Annotated in this window: 14 protein-coding genes and 1 pseudogene; 8 read left to right on the plus strand and 7 right to left on the minus strand. The window is 69.6% G+C overall.

Going from position 1 to position 15,206, the window contains the following annotated elements:
* The first annotated feature begins 241 nt into the window (after positions 1-241).
* Positions 242-1,555 carry a DEAD/DEAH box helicase gene (locus EV148_RS11790; RefSeq protein ID WP_131998415.1) on the plus strand — a complete coding sequence of 438 codons (1,314 nt, stop codon included), beginning with the start codon at positions 242-244 and terminating at the stop codon, positions 1,553-1,555.
* Positions 1,556-1,632: 77 nt separating this feature from the next.
* Here EV148_RS11790 and EV148_RS11795 read toward each other — a convergent pair whose 3' ends face one another.
* From EV148_RS11795 to EV148_RS11810, 4 genes are all read right to left on the minus strand, one after another.
* Entirely contained in the window at positions 1,633-2,241 is a 609-nt protein-coding gene (locus EV148_RS11795) for a hypothetical protein (protein ID WP_131998418.1), read from the minus strand.
* A gap of 69 nt (positions 2,242-2,310) precedes the next feature.
* Complete coding sequence (locus EV148_RS11800) at positions 2,311-2,787, minus strand: MgtC/SapB family protein (RefSeq protein WP_131998421.1); 477 nt, start codon at positions 2,785-2,787, stop codon at positions 2,311-2,313.
* A 66-nt stretch (positions 2,788-2,853) separates the two neighbouring features.
* Positions 2,854-4,101, minus strand: coding sequence for a winged helix-turn-helix domain-containing protein (locus EV148_RS11805; protein WP_241988067.1), 1,248 nt, complete (start codon positions 4,099-4,101; stop codon positions 2,854-2,856).
* Positions 4,102-4,124: 23 nt separating this feature from the next.
* Complete coding sequence (locus EV148_RS11810) at positions 4,125-6,047, minus strand: M61 family metallopeptidase (protein ID WP_131998424.1); 1,923 nt, start codon at positions 6,045-6,047, stop codon at positions 4,125-4,127.
* Positions 6,048-6,608: 561 nt separating this feature from the next.
* Between EV148_RS11810 and EV148_RS11815 the strand changes: the two genes are divergently transcribed.
* Positions 6,609-7,856 (plus strand): polyhydroxyalkanoate depolymerase, encoded by a 1,248-nt coding sequence (locus EV148_RS11815; protein WP_131998426.1) that lies wholly within the window; start codon positions 6,609-6,611, stop codon positions 7,854-7,856.
* A gap of 427 nt (positions 7,857-8,283) precedes the next feature.
* Here the strand turns inward: EV148_RS11815 and EV148_RS11820 are convergent, their stop codons facing one another.
* Positions 8,284-8,697: a DoxX family protein gene (locus tag EV148_RS11820; protein WP_182518094.1), complete on the minus strand. Its 414-nt coding sequence runs from the start codon at positions 8,695-8,697 to the stop codon at positions 8,284-8,286.
* Between the two features lie 126 nt (positions 8,698-8,823).
* Between EV148_RS11820 and EV148_RS11825 the strand changes: the two genes are divergently transcribed.
* Positions 8,824-9,753, plus strand: coding sequence for a peptidylprolyl isomerase (locus EV148_RS11825; protein WP_131998429.1), 930 nt, complete (start codon positions 8,824-8,826; stop codon positions 9,751-9,753).
* Positions 9,754-9,780: 27 nt separating this feature from the next.
* Here EV148_RS11825 and ypfJ read toward each other — a convergent pair whose 3' ends face one another.
* Positions 9,781-10,656 carry a KPN_02809 family neutral zinc metallopeptidase gene (gene ypfJ, locus EV148_RS11830; protein ID WP_131998432.1) on the minus strand — a complete coding sequence of 292 codons (876 nt, stop codon included), beginning with the start codon at positions 10,654-10,656 and terminating at the stop codon, positions 9,781-9,783.
* Positions 10,657-10,800: 144 nt separating this feature from the next.
* Positions 10,801-11,535: a MerR family transcriptional regulator gene (locus EV148_RS11835; RefSeq protein ID WP_131998435.1), complete on the minus strand. Its 735-nt coding sequence runs from the start codon at positions 11,533-11,535 to the stop codon at positions 10,801-10,803.
* A gap of 162 nt (positions 11,536-11,697) precedes the next feature.
* Between EV148_RS11835 and EV148_RS11840 the strand changes: the two genes are divergently transcribed.
* The 5 genes and pseudogenes from EV148_RS11840 to pstS all read left to right on the plus strand — a co-directional run.
* A complete protein-coding gene (locus tag EV148_RS11840; RefSeq protein ID WP_131998438.1) occupies positions 11,698-12,387 on the plus strand; it encodes an HvfX family Cu-binding RiPP maturation protein in 690 nt (229 codons plus the stop codon).
* A 58-nt stretch (positions 12,388-12,445) separates the two neighbouring features.
* On the plus strand, positions 12,446-13,096 hold the full coding sequence (rnt, locus tag EV148_RS11845) for a ribonuclease T (protein ID WP_131998441.1): 651 nt from the start codon (positions 12,446-12,448) through the stop codon (positions 13,094-13,096).
* Between the two features lie 27 nt (positions 13,097-13,123).
* Positions 13,124-13,588 (plus strand): hypothetical protein, encoded by a 465-nt coding sequence (locus EV148_RS11850; protein ID WP_131998444.1) that lies wholly within the window; start codon positions 13,124-13,126, stop codon positions 13,586-13,588.
* A 76-nt stretch (positions 13,589-13,664) separates the two neighbouring features.
* Positions 13,665-13,949, plus strand: coding sequence for an FmdB family zinc ribbon protein (locus EV148_RS11855; protein ID WP_131998447.1), 285 nt, complete (start codon positions 13,665-13,667; stop codon positions 13,947-13,949).
* Positions 13,950-14,180: 231 nt separating this feature from the next.
* A pseudogene (gene pstS, locus EV148_RS11860) lies at positions 14,181-15,173 on the plus strand (phosphate ABC transporter substrate-binding protein PstS); the annotation flags it as partial.
* Between the last annotated feature and the right edge of the window lie 33 nt (positions 15,174-15,206).

Raw genomic sequence — 15,206 nt, forward strand, 5'->3', positions numbered from 1 at the left:
GCTACGCGGTTTTCCCTCTGGAGCGCATCGATCGTCGCCTTCCCGGCACGATCGGCACTCCGCACCGATCGGCTTCGTCGCCTCATTCCGGAATCACCGGCCATCCCGGCCGCGATCCGACCATCTTCGCACCTCCAGCGCGGTTTCTTGGGAACGCTGGGTGCTGCCTGCCTTCCGCCCGTCATCGACGGAAACGCCGGCACGGCACATCCGTGTGCCGACTCGTCATCAGGAGTCCACCATGTCGTTCGAAACCCTCGGGCTTGCGCCTGCGCTGCTGCGCGCGCTCGCCGAACAAGGCTATGCCGATCCCACCCCGATCCAGGCCGCGGCGATCCCGCCGGCGCTGGAAGGCCGCGACCTGCTCGCCGGCGCGCAGACCGGCACCGGCAAGACCGCCGCGTTCTCGCTGCCGCTGCTGCACCGGCTCTACACCGGCGAACGCAAGCCGGCGACGCCGAAGACACCGCGCGCGCTCGTGCTGACGCCGACGCGCGAACTCGCCGCGCAGGTGCACGACAGCGTGCGCGCCTACGGCAAGCATCTGAGCGTGCGCGCGACGACGATCTTCGGCGGCGTAGGCATGCAGCCGCAGGTCGAGGCGCTGCGTCGCGGCGTCGAGATCCTCGTCGCCACGCCGGGCCGCCTGCTCGACCACATCCAGCAGCGCAGCGTGAACCTGTCGCACATCGAGGTGCTCATCCTCGACGAGGCGGACCGCATGCTCGACATGGGCTTCCTGCCGTCGATCAAGCGCATCCTCGGCCACCTGCCGAAGCAGAACCGCGTCACGTGGCTGTTCTCGGCGACGTTCGCGCCGGAAATCAAGGCGCTCGCCGGCGAGTTCATGCGTGAACCGGTGGAGATCCAGATCGCCAAGCCGAACAGCGTCGCCGCGACCGTCACCCATCGCGTGCATCCGGTCGATGCGGCGCGCAAGCGCGACCTGCTGCTGCACCTCCTGCGCAACGACGCGCGCCAGACGCTCGTGTTCGGCCGCACCAAGCATGGCGCGGACAAGCTCGCGCGCACGCTCGAGCAGGCGGGCCTCGCCGCCGCGGCGATCCACGGCAACAAGAGCCAGAACCAGCGCACGCGCGCGCTCAAGGACTTCAAGAGCGGCAAGGTCGGCGTGCTCGTCGCGACCGACATCGCCGCGCGCGGCCTCGACATCGACCAGTTGCCGATGGTCATCAACTACGATCTGCCGATGGTCGCCGAGGACTACGTGCACCGCATCGGCCGCACCGGTCGCGCCGGCGCCGAGGGCCTCGCCATCTCGCTCGTCTCCCACGAGGAGGACGGCCTGCTGCGCGACATCCGCCGCCTGCTCAAGCAGGACATCGCGGTCGAGGAGGTCGCGGGCTTCGAGCCGTCGCGGCCGCTGCGCGTCGACGATTCGGCGCGCTCGCGCCCGCAGCAGAACCAGCGTCCGCCGCAGCGCCACGCGCGCCGCCCGCACGTCGGCAACAACAGCGGCAACGGCGCCCATCCCGGCGCGCGCAACCGCAAGCCGCAGCGCGGCGGCGGCCAGCGCAACTCGCGCCCGGCCTGACGGCGCCCACCGTGCGCCGCGCGTTGCATCGCGCGGCGCAGCTCGGCCGGCATGAATTCCGGGGGCGTCGCGCTCTGTCAGCGGTGGTGCACGACCGCGAAGCACTGCGACAGCGCCACGCCGAGGCGCGTGCGCCAGCCTTCGGGCATCGCGCGCACTTCGAGCTTCTCCCCGCCCGCGGGCGAGTCGACGGTGAGCCAGAGCTGCTGGCCGCCGTCGTTGACCCAGCGCCGCAACAGGCGCGCGAGGTCCGATTCGGTCTTCGACCGACGCGAACTCGCGAGCAGGAAGCCGTCGCCGTCGACGCCGCGCCAGCCCGAGATCGGCCCGGCGACCTCCATCGCGTTCGGTCCGAGCATCGACCATTTCGCGAGCGTCTTCGTCTCGCCGATGCCGTCGGGCCCCTCGAACGCTTCGAGCGGAAAACCGGCGACCGCTTCCGGCGTCGGCAGGATCACCGCGACCTGCAACGCGCCGCCCTTGCCCGTCGTGCAACTGAATTCGATCTTCGCATCGGGCAACTGCGTGTCACCGATGCGCGCCTGCGCGGGCATGCGCAGCAGGCCGCGCGCGGTCGAGGCTTCGGCGGAGGCCGGGCGCGGCGGCTCGGATGCCTTCGGCTCGCGGGCGAGCGCGGACGGAACGACGAGCGAAAGCAGCAGCGGCAGGCCAAGGACGAAGTGCATCGTATCCTCCGACTCGGAACGGTGTGGACGCCATCCTAGCGGCTCGCCATGCCGCGTGCATGACGCGGCTCACGACGGCGGTGGATCGCTCCCGGCCCGATCCGGGAAACGACGGCGGAAGGCGCGCTCGATGCTGCCGCCGAACAGCACCGCGAGTGCACCGAAGACGAACGCGATCGCGATCGCGGCGTACTGGCCCGCGCCACAGGCGACGCCGATCAGCGCAGTGACCCAGATCGTCGCCGCGGTCGTGAGCCCGCGCACGCGACCGTTGCCGGTGTCGTGCAGGATCACCCCGGCACCAAGAAAGCCGATCCCCGTGAGCACGCCCTGGATCACGCGACTGAGCGCATCGACGCGCAGGTCGAGCGAACTGCCCGGCGGCAGGATCGCGATCACCATGAGTGCGGTGCCGAGGCTCACGAGCGCATGCGTGCGCACCCCGGCCGGCTTGCGATGCAGGTCGCGGTTGAGCCCGACAAGGCCGCCGACGACGACGGCGAGACCGAGGCGGAGCGCGATCGTGCCGATGTCCTCGAAGTTCATCGATGCCTCCTCGCGACGCGTGCACGCCGGACGATCTTGCGCAGATCGACGCGACGCGGCAACCCGCTAGGCCTTCGCGCAGGCGGCGAGCGCGGCGCGCAGCGGCGTGCGCAACGCCTTCGGATCGCAGCGATCGAGGCGTACCTGCGGAGTCGCATGCCAGCCGGCGCAGTCGCCGATCGCCGCGGCCAGCGCCGCAACCAGGGCCTCGTCTGCCTGTATGCCCGGTTCGAGGTAGAGCGCCTTGACCTCGAACACGCCTTCGGCCCGATGCGCCTTCGCGTCGAGCCGGCCGACGAGGCGGCCGCGGTGCAGGATCGGCAGCACGTAGTAGCCATAGCGCCGCTTCGGCGCCGGCACGTAGCATTCGATGCGGTAGTCGAAGCCGAACATCGTCGCGGCGCGTTCGCGATCCCACACGACCGGGTCGAACGGCGACAGCAGTACGCTGCGCGTCGCGCGCAGGCGGCCGCGCGCCGCCTGCGCGAGCAGGTCCGCGTGCGCGGCATGCACGTAGCCGGGCTTGTCCCAGCCTTCGACGTCGACGCGCAGCAGTTCGCCCGCATCGACCCACGGATCGAGTTCGGCATCCCTGAGCTTGCCGCCGGAGCGGAAGTAGTCGTTGATCCAGCGCGCCTGCGTCACGCCGAGCGCGCGCACCGCGCCGAGCACGAACGCGCGCCGCATCGTCGCCTCGTCGCCGACCGGATCGGGTTTCGCGAACCGCAGTGCCTTCGCGCGCACGCGCTCGGCGAGATCGTAGACGCGCTGGAAATTCTCGCGCCGCTCGATCATGAGGTCGCCGTGGGCGAACAATGCCTCGAGCCAACGCTTTTCGTCCTTCCAGCCCCACCAGCCGCCGCCGGCGCCGTCCTTGCGTTCGAACTCCGACGCCTTCACGGGCCCGCCGGCGCGGATGTGCTCGAGCAGCGCGGTCACGGCTTTGGCGTGGGCGTCGCGCGTGCGTGCGGCACTCCTCAGCGACCAGTGCTTGCGCCCGCCCTCGTCGGCATGGAAGCGGTGCAGGTCGTGGTCGACGAACGGCGCGAAGCACGCCTCGTGCGCCCAGCATTCGAAGATGCGCCCTTCCTCGAGCAGTTCGTCGAGCCATCGCGGCGCGTAGGACCCGAGCCGCGAATACAGCACGAGGTACGGGCTGCGCGCGACGACGTGGATCGTGTCGATCTGCAGCACGCGCATGCGCGCGATCGCCGCGAACACGTCGTCCTTGCGCGCGCGCCGGCGCGGCGGCGTGAGCAGGCCTTGCGCCGCGAGATGGAGGTTGCGTGCCTGCTGCGCCCCGATCCGCTGCACGATGCGTTCCGCTCGCGTGGCGCTCAGCGGCGCGGGGCAAAGATCGCGGCGAGGCGATCGACGGTGCCCGGAATGCGCTCGAGGTGCGGGTACTTGAGCCCCCCGTGGTAGTCGACGCGGACGGTGCGGTAGTAGTCGCCGTCCTTGACCAGCAGCTCGATCGGCGCGCCGCCGCCCTTCGCAGCCTTGATCGCATCGGCGAGGCGCTCGGGCGTGAACGCGCGCGAATCGACCGCGACGAGCGTGCCGGTCGCGCCGAGGCCGGCCTTGAACGCGGGGCCGTTCCAGCGCACGTCGCTGATGTGGCCGTCCTTCGTGCCGACGACGATGCCGAGCGAGGCCGACAGGTCGAGCGACTTGCGGTCGGCCTCGACGCTGCGCTGGTAAGCGCTCGGCGAGTCGGTGTAGACGAGTTTCCAGCCGGCCGCGGCAAGGCCGTCGAGCGGCGCCGCGTTCGCTTCGACGTGCGCGCTCAGGAAGGCGTCCCAGTCGAACGGCGCGATCGCCGCGAGCGCGGTGACGACGTCGGCGCGCGTGTAGGTGCTGACGCCCCACTCGCCGTCGTCGACGCCGAAGAACGCGCGCGCGAAATCGTCGAGCGAGCGCCTTTCGTGGCTGAGCTCGCGCAGCTTCGCATCGACCGCGAGCCAGGTCAGCAAGCCGGCGTTGTAATAGTCCTCGCTCATCTGCCAGCTGCGGTACGGCAGCGGGCGGCGCGCGGCGACGACCGGATCGTTGGTCGTGTCCTGCACGTCACGCCAGCCGAAGCCGGGGCGGTTTTCCGCGTACGTGTGCGCGACGAGCGCGAGCGCATCGCGTGCCTGCTCCTCGCTCCACAGGCCCGAACGCGCCGAAAGCACGTGGCCCCAGTACTGCGTCTGGCCCTCGTAGACCCACAGCAGGCTGCCCTGCATCGGCGTGTTGAAGTTCGCGGTCGCGAGGTCGGCCGGCCGGCGAAACTTGCCGTTCCAGGAATGCGTGTACTCGTGCGGCAGCAGGCTGCGCCCCGGCGCCTGCTTGTCCCAGTCGGTGAAATACGCGGGATCGGCGCTGTTCTCGCTCGAGCGGTGATGCTCGAGGCCGATGCCGCCGAGGTCGTCGCTCAGCGCGAGCAGGAAATCATAGTGGTCGTAATGCTGCGAGCCGTACAGCTTGCGCGCCTGCTCGACCAGCACCTGGTGCGCGCGGATCTGCGCAGGTTTCGCCTCGAGGTCCTTCGCATCGTCGGCGACGAGGTCGAGGAACACCGGCCGCTTCGCACCGGGCGCGAGATCGATGCGCCTGAAATGGCGGCCTGCGTAGAGCGGCGAGTCGACCAGCGTGGCGAACGGCACCGGCGCGAAGCGCACGCTGCCGTCGGCGCCGGGCGCGTTCGGCGTCTGCCCGGGCGCGACGTCCAGCGCACCGGCGAAGCGCCAGCCGGACGGCAGCCTGACGCTCGCGTCGACGATGACGCCGCGCGCCTCGACGCCCGCCGGATAAAGCGCCACGGCTTCCCATTGCAGGTTGAGCATCGACGGCGTCACGACGACGCGGCCCTGCGTGGGGTTCTGCGGCGTGAGGAACTCGAATTCGACGTCGAGCCGGTCCGCGCCTGCGGGCACCTCGAGCTGGAACGCGTAAACGTCGAGCGGATCGCGCTTCCACGCGACGGACTGGCCGTTCGCGCTGAAATGCAGGCCCGCGAGCTTGTCGATCGCCCCGCGCGGTGCGTGCTTGCCCGGCAGCCATTGCGGGTACAGCAGGGTCAGCGGCCCCGGCGAAACGGGGACCTGTTCGCGCACGCGGAAGATGCGATGGTCGATGTCGGTTGCGTCGACATCGAGGCGGATCGTGCCCGGCCAGCTCGCGGCGAGCGGATGAGGCGCCTGCGCGGCATGCGCGCCGCCGAGGGCGAACGTGAATGACAAGGCGATGGCGGTGGCGGCGCGGCGCGATGACGACATGCGGGATTCCGTGGAACGCGGCAACGGCCGCAACAGTCCCCGATTGTGGCACGACCGGTTGGCACGTGAGCGTCGGACGTGGGGCCGGAACATGGCATCGCGCCGCCGCATGCGCACATGGCGCACCCGCTCGCCATCTACGAAGTTCTTCGTTAAAAACGCGGCGTCGGGAAACTCGAGGCTAGCCCGCCGCGTCGACTGCGATCCCGGATGCCATCGCGCTAAACCCGAACGTGCCGGCCAAGCCTACGCGGGCACACCGACGACATCGATGCCGACGTGCCGGTATGGAACCGCTTCGAGGCCATCCTGCCGGCGATGGTCCGGGACCTCGTCATCGGCCGGGCGCGACCACGCTCGCGATCTTCACGCGCTCGCGCAGCGCCCGGGTCTGGCCGCTGCCGCAGGCGACGGTCGCTGGCGGAACGCGCGGGCACTGCACGCATGCACGGCCGGAGCGTCCCTGAACGGCGGCACCGCTGGCACCGTCCTTGACGAACGGCACGCCGGCGCGCACGGACGGGCTGCTATGATCGGCTGTCCTGTCGAGCCGGATCCGCGATGCTGTACCACCTGCACGAAATCAACCGCACCCTGCTGAACCCGCTGGTCACCTGGTCGGGGGCGGCCGCGAATGCACTCTCCGCGCCGGACAACTGGCTCGCGCGCATGCCGGGCGTCGATCGCATCGCCGCGGGTTACGAACTGTTCTACCGGCTCGGCAAGGACTACGAGAAGCCCGCGTTCGGCATCACGGAGGTGCACGCGCACGGGCGCGAAGCGGCGGTCATCGAGGAGCGCTCGCTCGAGCTGCCGTTCTGCAACCTGCTGCACTTCAAGCGCTGCAGCGACGATCCCCAGGCGCTGACGCAGCTGCGCGAGGATCCGGTCGTGCTCGTCGTGGCACCGCTGTCGGGGCATCACGCGACCCTGCTGCGCGACACGGTACGCACGTTGCTGCGCGACCACGACGTCTACATCACGGACTGGGTCGACGCGCGCATGGTGCCGGTCGACAAGGGTCCGTTCGGCCTGGACGAGTACATCGCCAACGTGCGCCGCTTCATCGGCCACCTCGGCGCCGAACGCCTGCACGTGATGTCGGTGTGCCAGCCGACCGTGCCCGTGCTCGCCGCGGTGTCGCTGATGGCCTCGGCCGGGGAAACCACGCCGCGTACGCTGACGATGATGGGCGGACCGATCGATCCGCGCCGTTGCCCGACCCAGGTCAACGATCTCGCGACCCACAAGCCGTACGCCTGGTTCGAGACGAACGTCGTGTTCGACGTGCCGCCGAACTACCCGGGCAAGGGCCGCCGCGTCTACCCGGGATTCCTGCAGCACGCGGGCTTCGTCGCGATGAATCCGAGCCGCCATTTCCACGCGCATTGGGACTTCTACCAGAACCTCTTGCGCGGCGACCTCGAGGACGCCGCGGCGCACCGGCGCTTCTACGACGAATACAATGCCGTGCTCGACATGCCGGCCGAGTTCTACCTCGACACGATCCGCATCGTGTTCCAGGAACACCGGCTGCCGCTCGGCACCTGGCACGTCGACGGCGAGCGCGTCGCGCCCGAAACGATCCACGGCTCGGCCCTGCTCACGATCGAGGGCGAGCTCGACGACATCTCCGGCCTCGGCCAGACGCGTGCGGCGCACGACCTGTGCACCGGCATCCCGGCGAAGGACCACGCGCATCTGGAGGTCGAAGGCGCGGGCCACTACGGCATCTTCAGCGGTCGTCGCTGGCGCGATGTCGTCTATCCGGACGTGCGCGCGTTCATTCGCCGCTACCACGAGGCATGACCCGGGGCTGAGAGGCGCCAATACCGGCGTTCTCTTGTGGGACCCGCTGCCTTTGCCGGCCGGCACACCGCCCGTTCCGTTCGCGCTGAGCGCAACCCGCGAAGCGGGCGGAGTCGAAGCGCCCGCCATCGAGGCAACGGCCCTTCGACTCCGGCTGCGGCCTGCGCTCAGGGCGTACGGATGAGCTCCCATCGCACGCGCGGTGCAACCTGTGGGAGCCCACGCTGGGGCAACCGCAGCGTCGCGATGCACCGAGGCGCGACGGTCGGCAGGCCCGCACGGCCGGAGTCGACGGGCCGCGCGACCCTGACGCAAGCGTTTCGACTCCGCTCGCTGCGCGAGCTGCGCCCGATGCGAACGGTCGTGCGACCGGCCTCGCGATCCGGGCCCGCCGCGAACGGCGCGGGGACCGCCCGCGCCACCGCGCTCAGCGTCTCGTCAGCGAATAGCGCCCTGCACCCGTTATCGCGAGCAGCAGCAAGCCGCCCATGATCGCCATGTTCTTGAGGAAGTGGACCTGGTTGAGCGACCGCTCAGCCGCTTCCATGGTCCAGAACGGATGGCCGATGAGCGCCGTGCCTGCGACGAACACCATGAGCAAGAGCGCAAGCAGGCGCACCTGGAAGCCGAACAGCACCGCGGCGCCGACGGCGAATTCCATGATCGTCGCGATCGTCGCCGACACCGCCGGCATCGGTGCGTGCACGTATTCCATGTAATGCACGGTGCCGTCGAAGTCGATCAGTTTGCCGAAGCCGGAAATGATGAACAGCGACATCAGCAGGATGCGCGCGATCAACAGCAGCGCATCGCGGTATCGTTCGATCAGTCGGTCGATCATGACACCCCTCCTCGCATGGAACCGCGGCCTCATGATACGGCAGCCACCGCCGCGTGGAAGCGGACCGGGGTTACGGACCCGCGCGAGCCGCTTCGCGTAGACTGGCCGTTCCCGCAGGAGCCGCCCATGCCGATTGCCGTCCGTCGCCTCGCCCTCGCCCTCATGCTTGCGCCCGCCTGCCCGCTCGCCCTCGCCCAGGCCACGATGCCGGCGCGGACGATGCAGCAGGTGCTCGAGGCATCGAAGCCCGGCGACTGGCGCGCGCTCGATCCACGCAACACGCTGTATCTCGACCTTGCCGCGGGCCGCGTCGTCATCGAGCTTGCCGAAGCCTATGCGCCACTGCATGCGGCCAATCTGCGCACGTTCGCGCGCGAGCACTACTTCGACGGGCTCGCGATCCTGCGCGTGCAGGACAACTTCGTCACGCAATGGGGCGACCCCGACGCGGGCGAGAAGGACAAGGCGCGTGACTTCGGCAAGGCTTCGCGCACGCTCGCGCCGGAGTTCGAACGAGGCATCACGAAGGACCTCGCGTTCACGCGCCTGCCCGACGGCGATGTCTACGCGCCCGAAGTCGGCTTCAGCGACGGCATGCCGGTCGCACGCGACCCGAAGGCCGGCAAGACCTGGCTCGCGCATTGTTACGGGATGGTCGGTGCCGGCCGCGACAATGGCGCCGACACCGGCAGCGGTGCCGAACTCTACGTCGTGATCGGCCAGGAACCGCGCCAGCTCGATCGCAACATCGCCCTCGTCGGCCGCGTGGTGCAGGGCATGGAACTGCTCGCGAGCCTGCCGCGTGGCACGGGCCCGCTCGGCTTCTACGAGGACGCCGGGCAACGCCTGCCGATCACGTCGGTACGCCTCGCCGCCGAGGTGCCCGAAGCCGAACGCACGCCGCTCGAGGTGTTGCGCACCGACACGCCGACGTTCGCCGCGCTGGTCGAATCACGGCGGAACCGCCGCGACGACTGGTACAAGGTGCCGGCGGGAAAGATCGGGCTGTGCAACGTGCCGCTGCCGGTGCGCAAGCCGCCGGTGCCGGCGCATTGAGGCACCTGCCACGGGGCTTGCCGACGATCAGAGCTGCGTCGCGGCGAACGTGTCGCAGCTCTTGAGGTTGCCCGACGAGAAGCCGGTGCGGAACCAGCGCACGCGTTCGGCCGAGCTGCCGTGCGTGAACGAATCCGGCACGACGTAGCCGCGCGCCTGCCGCTGCAGGGTGTCGTCGCCGATCTGGTTGGCGGCATTGAGCGCGGCTTCGACGTCACCCTGCTCGAGCCAGTCGAGCTTCTGCTGCGCATGGTTCGCCCATACGCCGGCGAAGCAGTCCGCCTGCAATTCCTGGCGCACGGACAGCCCGTCGGCACCCTGCATCGGTTCGCCTCCGCGCGCCGCGCGCTCGACCTGGTCCATGACGCCGATGAGGTTCTGGATGTGGTGGCCTACTTCGTGCGCGATCACGTAGGCTCGCGCGAAGTCGCCTGCGGCGTGGAAACGCTGCTGCATTTCCTGGAAGAAATCGAGGTCGAGATAGACCTGGCGGTCGCCCGGGCAGTAGAACGGGCCCATCGCCGCCGACGCCGCGCCGCACGCGGACTGCACCGCGCCGTGGAACAACACGAGGCGCGGCGCCGGGTACTGCTTGCCGCTCGCGCGGAACATGTCGCCCCAGACGTCCTCGGTGCTGCCGAGCACGGCGCGCACGAAATCGGTCTGCTGGTCGTTGCCTGCGGGCGCGACCTGCTGCTGCGCGCTGCCGCCGCCGTCGTCGATGCCGCCGCCGATCAGTTGCAGGATCTCCAGCGGGTTCTTGTGGAAGATCAGGCTCACGATGACGACGAGGATGATGCCGCCGAGGCCGAGTCCGCGACCGCCGCCGAAGCCGCCACCACCGCCTCCGCCGCCGGCGTCCTCGACCACGTTGTCGCTGCGCCGCGACTTCTGCCAGAGCATGAGCGTCTCCCTTCTCGCGCCGGAACGGCCACCGGCGCCGACACTACTCTGCCGCCGCCGAACGCCGCAAGCGGCGGTCGGCGTCCCTGCCGAGCCCGCGTTCAGCCTCGTTCATGCCGGCGCCTGCGGCCGCACCGCGGTCGCTCATCCCTCCCCGAGCAGGGCGATGGCGTTGCAGGCGTAGGCCATCAGCGCGGGATCGATGCCCGTGCGTTCCTGCATCGCTCGCGGCTCGGCGCGGTACAGCGTGCCGAGCGATCGCTCGATCCCCGGGTCGCCGCCAGTGAATTCGCGCACGAGCCCGCGCCAGCGTCGCGCCAGCGCGCGCACCTCCGCGCTCGCCGGATCCTTGCCGAGCGCGAGCGCTGCCTGCATGCCGGCGATGACCTCCGGCCAGGCGCGTTCGACCTCGCGGATGCGCTCGGTGCCGAGCGCATCGCCGCGTGCCTTGATCGCCTGCAGTTGTTCCTTGCTGAAATGCTTTTCCATGATCGTCGTTGCCTCGATGCCGTTGAGCAGGGTTTCCGCATCGATCGTGGCGCCGGTGGCGAGCTGGTGCGCGACGCGCTCCAGCCGGCCGAGCAATTCCTGCTGGCGCACGACCGCTTGCCGCAACCGGTCGATCTGCCGTGCCAGCGCGTTGGCGAGCGACGGCGCGTCGGCGTCGATGCACGCGCGGATGTCCGCCAGGGTGAAGCCGAGCGCCTTCAGCGACACGATGTGCTGCAGGCGCAGGAGTTCCGCTTCGCCGTAGAGGCGGTAGCCGGCGTCGCTGCGTGCGGCCGGCCGCAACAGGCCGGCCGCTTCGTAGTGGTGCAGCGCGCGCACGGTGAGACCGGTGCGGCGGGCGATCTGGCTGACGGTGTAGCGCGTGGACATCGTTCCTTCCGGTTGCGGCAGGCCGATCGTGCGGCCTCACGTTGCGTGAGGGTCAAGCCCGGGGCGTCTCCGAGCATGCCACGCTGAAAGCGGATGCGCCGCGGCCCGGTCATTCACGCCGTCCACGCACACCGATCCGCATCCTTGTCGAGGGAGACACCGATGAACGCTGTCCTTGCCCGCTGCGCGGGCAGCTGGAACCTCTTGGTCGCGCGCCTCGACGGCGCCGGCGAGACCCTGCCGCCCTTCGTGCTGCGCCTGATCATGGGGTGGGAGTTCTGGGAGTCGGGCCTCGAGAAGCTGCACGGCGAGAACTGGTTCGCCGACATCCAGCAGCGCTTCCCGTTTCCGTTCGACCAGTTGCCGGCCGGTTTCAGCTGGACCTTGTCGACGTGGACGGAAGTCGCCGGCGCCTTGCTGCTCTGGCTCGGCCTCGGCACGCGCGTCGCCGCATTCGCGCTGCTGTTCGTCACCTTCGTCGCGACCGCGGCCGTGCACTGGCCCGACATGTGGTCGATGTGGAGCGACCTCGCCAAGGGATATGCGATCAAGGACATGGGGCACGGCAACTTCAAGCTGCCGTTGCTGTTCGCGGTGATGCTGCTGCCACTGATCTTCCGCGGCGCGGGCAAGTTCAGTCTCGACCACCTCGCGTCGCGCCTGCTCGGCGCGAAGAGCCCGCCCGCGGCGATCGACGACCCGCTCGCCTGGTCGTTCGCCTCGGCCGTGCTCGGCGTGCCGTTCCTCATGCTGCTGCCGAAGTTCGGCATCGCTCTGCTCGTGCTCGCGCTGCTGCTCGCGCTCGCGGCGCGTCGCAGCGGCGCGCCGACGCGCGCCCTGCGCGCCTCCTGAACCCGGCCGCTCGACCGCCGCGGCGGCAAGCGCTGCCGCGGCTTGCTATGCTCAGGTGATGGCCAGCAGTTCCCCGTCCGCCACGCGCATGGCACAGCGCTTCCGTGGCTTCCTTCCCGTGATCGTCGACGTCGAGACCGGCGGCTTCGACAGCGAGCGCCATGCGCTGCTCGAGATCGCGGTCTCGACGATCCGCATGGACGAGTCCGGCTTCGTCCACGCCGACCCGGTCGTGTCGACCCACGTCGAGCCATTCACCGGCTCGCTGCTCGACCCGCGCTCGCTCGAGGTCACCGGCATCGACCCGACGCATCCGTTACGGGGCGCGTTGCCCGAGAAGGAAGCGCTCGACCTCGTGTTCCGGCCGGTTCGCGTGGCGATGCGCGAGAGCGATTGCCAGCGCGCGATCCTCGTCGGGCACAACGCCGCGTTCGACCTCGCGTTCCTCAACGCGGCGATCCGGCGCACCGAACACAAGCGCAGCCCGTTCCATCCCTTCAGCTGCTTCGACACCGTGTCGCTCGCCGGCCTCGCCTACGGGCAGACCGTGCTGAGCCGCGCGGTCGAGGCCTCGGGGCGCGCCTGGGACCCGCGCGAGGCGCATTCGGCGGTGTACGACACCGAGCGCACGGCGCAACTGTTCTGCGACATCGTCAATCGCTGGCGGAAGCTGGAAGAATCCGCACGCGCGATGCCTGCCTTCGCCTGATCGTTTCCATTCCTCCCGGAGCCTGCCATGCCTGTTTCGCCCATCCGTCGCCGCATCGTCCTCCTCGCCGCGGGCGCCGTGCTCGCCATCCTGTTCGCGGCAGGCGCCAAGGGCGCCGCGACGGCGACGACCGCCGCGAAGGACGCGGCGACGAAGGAAGCCGCGCCGGCGGTCCTCAAGTTCGGCAAGGACGGCGCGCGCGCCGCCGCCAAGGGAAAGTTCAAGGCCCCCAAGGATGTCGTGCGCAACTACGCGATCGACCTCGAGGCGGGCGCCAGCTACGACGTGGCGGTCGACGACGGCAAGAGCCGAGTGACCTACTTCAACGTCTTCGCGCCGGGCGCGCCGCAGCGCGAAGGCGAAGGCCGGACCCGCATGACGCTCAAGCCGGGCGCGGACGGCACGTACGTCATCCATGTGTTCATGACGCAGGGCGCGGTGGACAAGGGGGCATCGTCGTCGTATGAACTGACGGTCACGAAGAAGCCCTGACGCGTGCCCCGGGCGACCGCCGCCGTGCGCGCGGTCGCTTGATACCGGGGCAGCAAGGGCGCATGTTCAGCACGCCATGCCGATCCACGAATACGTCCCGCTCGAACCGCCAGGCTGCGCGCTCTGCTGCTACGGCTTCGAGCGCCTCGAGCGGCTGTCCGATGCTCCGCTGACGCACTGCACCGCATGCGGCACGCCGGTGCGCCGCGTGCTCGGCGCGCCGGCCGTCGCCGTCGGTGGCGCCCACCTGCTGCGCGAGGGCCATCTCGCGAAGCACGGTTTCACGCAGTACCGCAAGGTCGGCAAGGGGCGCTACGAAAAGACCACGGGCGAGGGCCCCGAGACGATCGGCAGCGACTGACCCGCGAATGGGTCATCTCCGATCCATCGACATCGATGGCGCAAGTCGCTGTACGGCAACGACATTCGCATCCGTCGGCCCGTTGCCGGTGGTGCCTGAAACCTTTCCGTCACAAAACCCTCATCGTTCTGCAACTGTGCGGGCCTACAAAGCGCGGCGTCGGCACAAAGCCGGTCCGCCTTTCCATGTGAGGAGTCCCGCGTGTTCAACTCGATCAAGTCCCGCTTCGTCGCCGCCGGTCTCGCCAGCGTGATCGGCGCCGCGTCCGCGCACGCCGCCGACATCACCGGCGCCGGCGCGACCTTCATCTATCCGATCCTGTCGAAGTGGTCGGACAGCTACAACAATGCGACCGGCAACAGGATCAACTACCAGTCGATCGGTTCCGGCGGCGGCATCGCGCAGGTCAAGGCCGGGACGGTCGTGTTCGGTTCGTCGGACAAGCCGCTCGACCCGAAGGAACTCGACGACGCCGGCCTCGCGCAGTTCCCTTCGGTGATCGGCGGCGTCGTGCCGGTGGTCAACATCGAAGGCATCGACGCGGGCAAGGTCCGCTTCACCGGTCCGCTGCTCGCCGACATCTTCCAGGGCAAGGTCACCCGATGGAACGATCCGGCGATCGCGCAGATCAATCCGGACGCCCGGCTGCCCGACGGCGCGATCACGGTCGTGCATCGCTCGGACGGTTCGGGCACGACGTTCAACTTCGTCAACTACCTGTCGAAGGTGTCGCCGGAGTGGAAGTCGAAGGTCGGTGAAGGCACGGCCGTATCGTGGCCGGTCGGCGTCGGCGGCAAGGGCAACGAAGGCGTCGCCGCGTACGTCAAGCAGATCAAGGGCTCGATCGGCTACGTCGAACTCGCCTACGCGCTGCAGAACAGGATGACGTACGCCGCGGTGCAGAACGCCGCGGGCCAGTTCGTGCAACCGAGCCTGACCAGTTTCCAGGCCGCCGCCGCGGGCGCCGACTGGAAGAATGCGAAGGACTTCTTCCTCGTCATCACCAACGCGCCGGGCGAGAACGCCTGGCCGATCGCCGCGACCAACTTCATCCTCGTCTACAAGCAGCCCAAGGACGGTGCCGGCACCAAGGCCGCACTCGACTTCTTCAAGTGGGCCTACGAGAACGGCGGCAAGCAGGCCGAGGAACTCGACTACGTGCCGCTGCCGAAGGGCCTGGTCGAGCAGGTCGAAGCCTACTGGCAGGCGCAGATCAAGCTCTGATCCCGTCGCACCGGACCCTTCCGCGAGGAAGGC

Origin of the sequence: Dokdonella fugitiva, from assembly GCF_004342425.1 — a bacterium.
In the GTDB taxonomy this organism is placed as follows: Bacteria; Pseudomonadota; Gammaproteobacteria; order Xanthomonadales; family Rhodanobacteraceae; genus Dokdonella_A; species Dokdonella_A fugitiva.

Bases quoted from the DNA above. Each gene is read 5' to 3' on its own strand.
- EV148_RS11790 (WP_131998415.1), top strand. From the start codon at position 242: ATGTCGTTCGAAACCCTCGGGCTTGCGCCTGCGCTGCTGCGCGCGCTC.
- EV148_RS11855 (WP_131998447.1), top strand. From the start codon at position 13,665: ATGCCGATCCACGAATACGTCCCGCTCGAACCGCCAGGCTGCGCGCTC.
- EV148_RS11840 (WP_131998438.1), top strand. From the start codon at position 11,698: ATGAACGCTGTCCTTGCCCGCTGCGCGGGCAGCTGGAACCTCTTGGTC.
- EV148_RS11815 (WP_131998426.1), top strand. From the start codon at position 6,609: ATGCTGTACCACCTGCACGAAATCAACCGCACCCTGCTGAACCCGCTG.
- rnt (WP_131998441.1), top strand. From the start codon at position 12,446: ATGGCCAGCAGTTCCCCGTCCGCCACGCGCATGGCACAGCGCTTCCGT.
- EV148_RS11835 (WP_131998435.1), bottom strand. From the start codon at position 11,535: ATGTCCACGCGCTACACCGTCAGCCAGATCGCCCGCCGCACCGGTCTC.
- EV148_RS11850 (WP_131998444.1), top strand. From the start codon at position 13,124: ATGCCTGTTTCGCCCATCCGTCGCCGCATCGTCCTCCTCGCCGCGGGC.
- EV148_RS11795 (WP_131998418.1), bottom strand. From the start codon at position 2,241: ATGCACTTCGTCCTTGGCCTGCCGCTGCTGCTTTCGCTCGTCGTTCCG.
- EV148_RS11825 (WP_131998429.1), top strand. From the start codon at position 8,824: ATGCCGATTGCCGTCCGTCGCCTCGCCCTCGCCCTCATGCTTGCGCCC.
- EV148_RS11800 (WP_131998421.1), bottom strand. From the start codon at position 2,787: ATGAACTTCGAGGACATCGGCACGATCGCGCTCCGCCTCGGTCTCGCC.
- EV148_RS11820 (WP_182518094.1), bottom strand. From the start codon at position 8,697: ATGATCGACCGACTGATCGAACGATACCGCGATGCGCTGCTGTTGATC.
- EV148_RS11810 (WP_131998424.1), bottom strand. From the start codon at position 6,047: ATGTCGTCATCGCGCCGCGCCGCCACCGCCATCGCCTTGTCATTCACG.
- ypfJ (WP_131998432.1), bottom strand. From the start codon at position 10,656: ATGCTCTGGCAGAAGTCGCGGCGCAGCGACAACGTGGTCGAGGACGCC.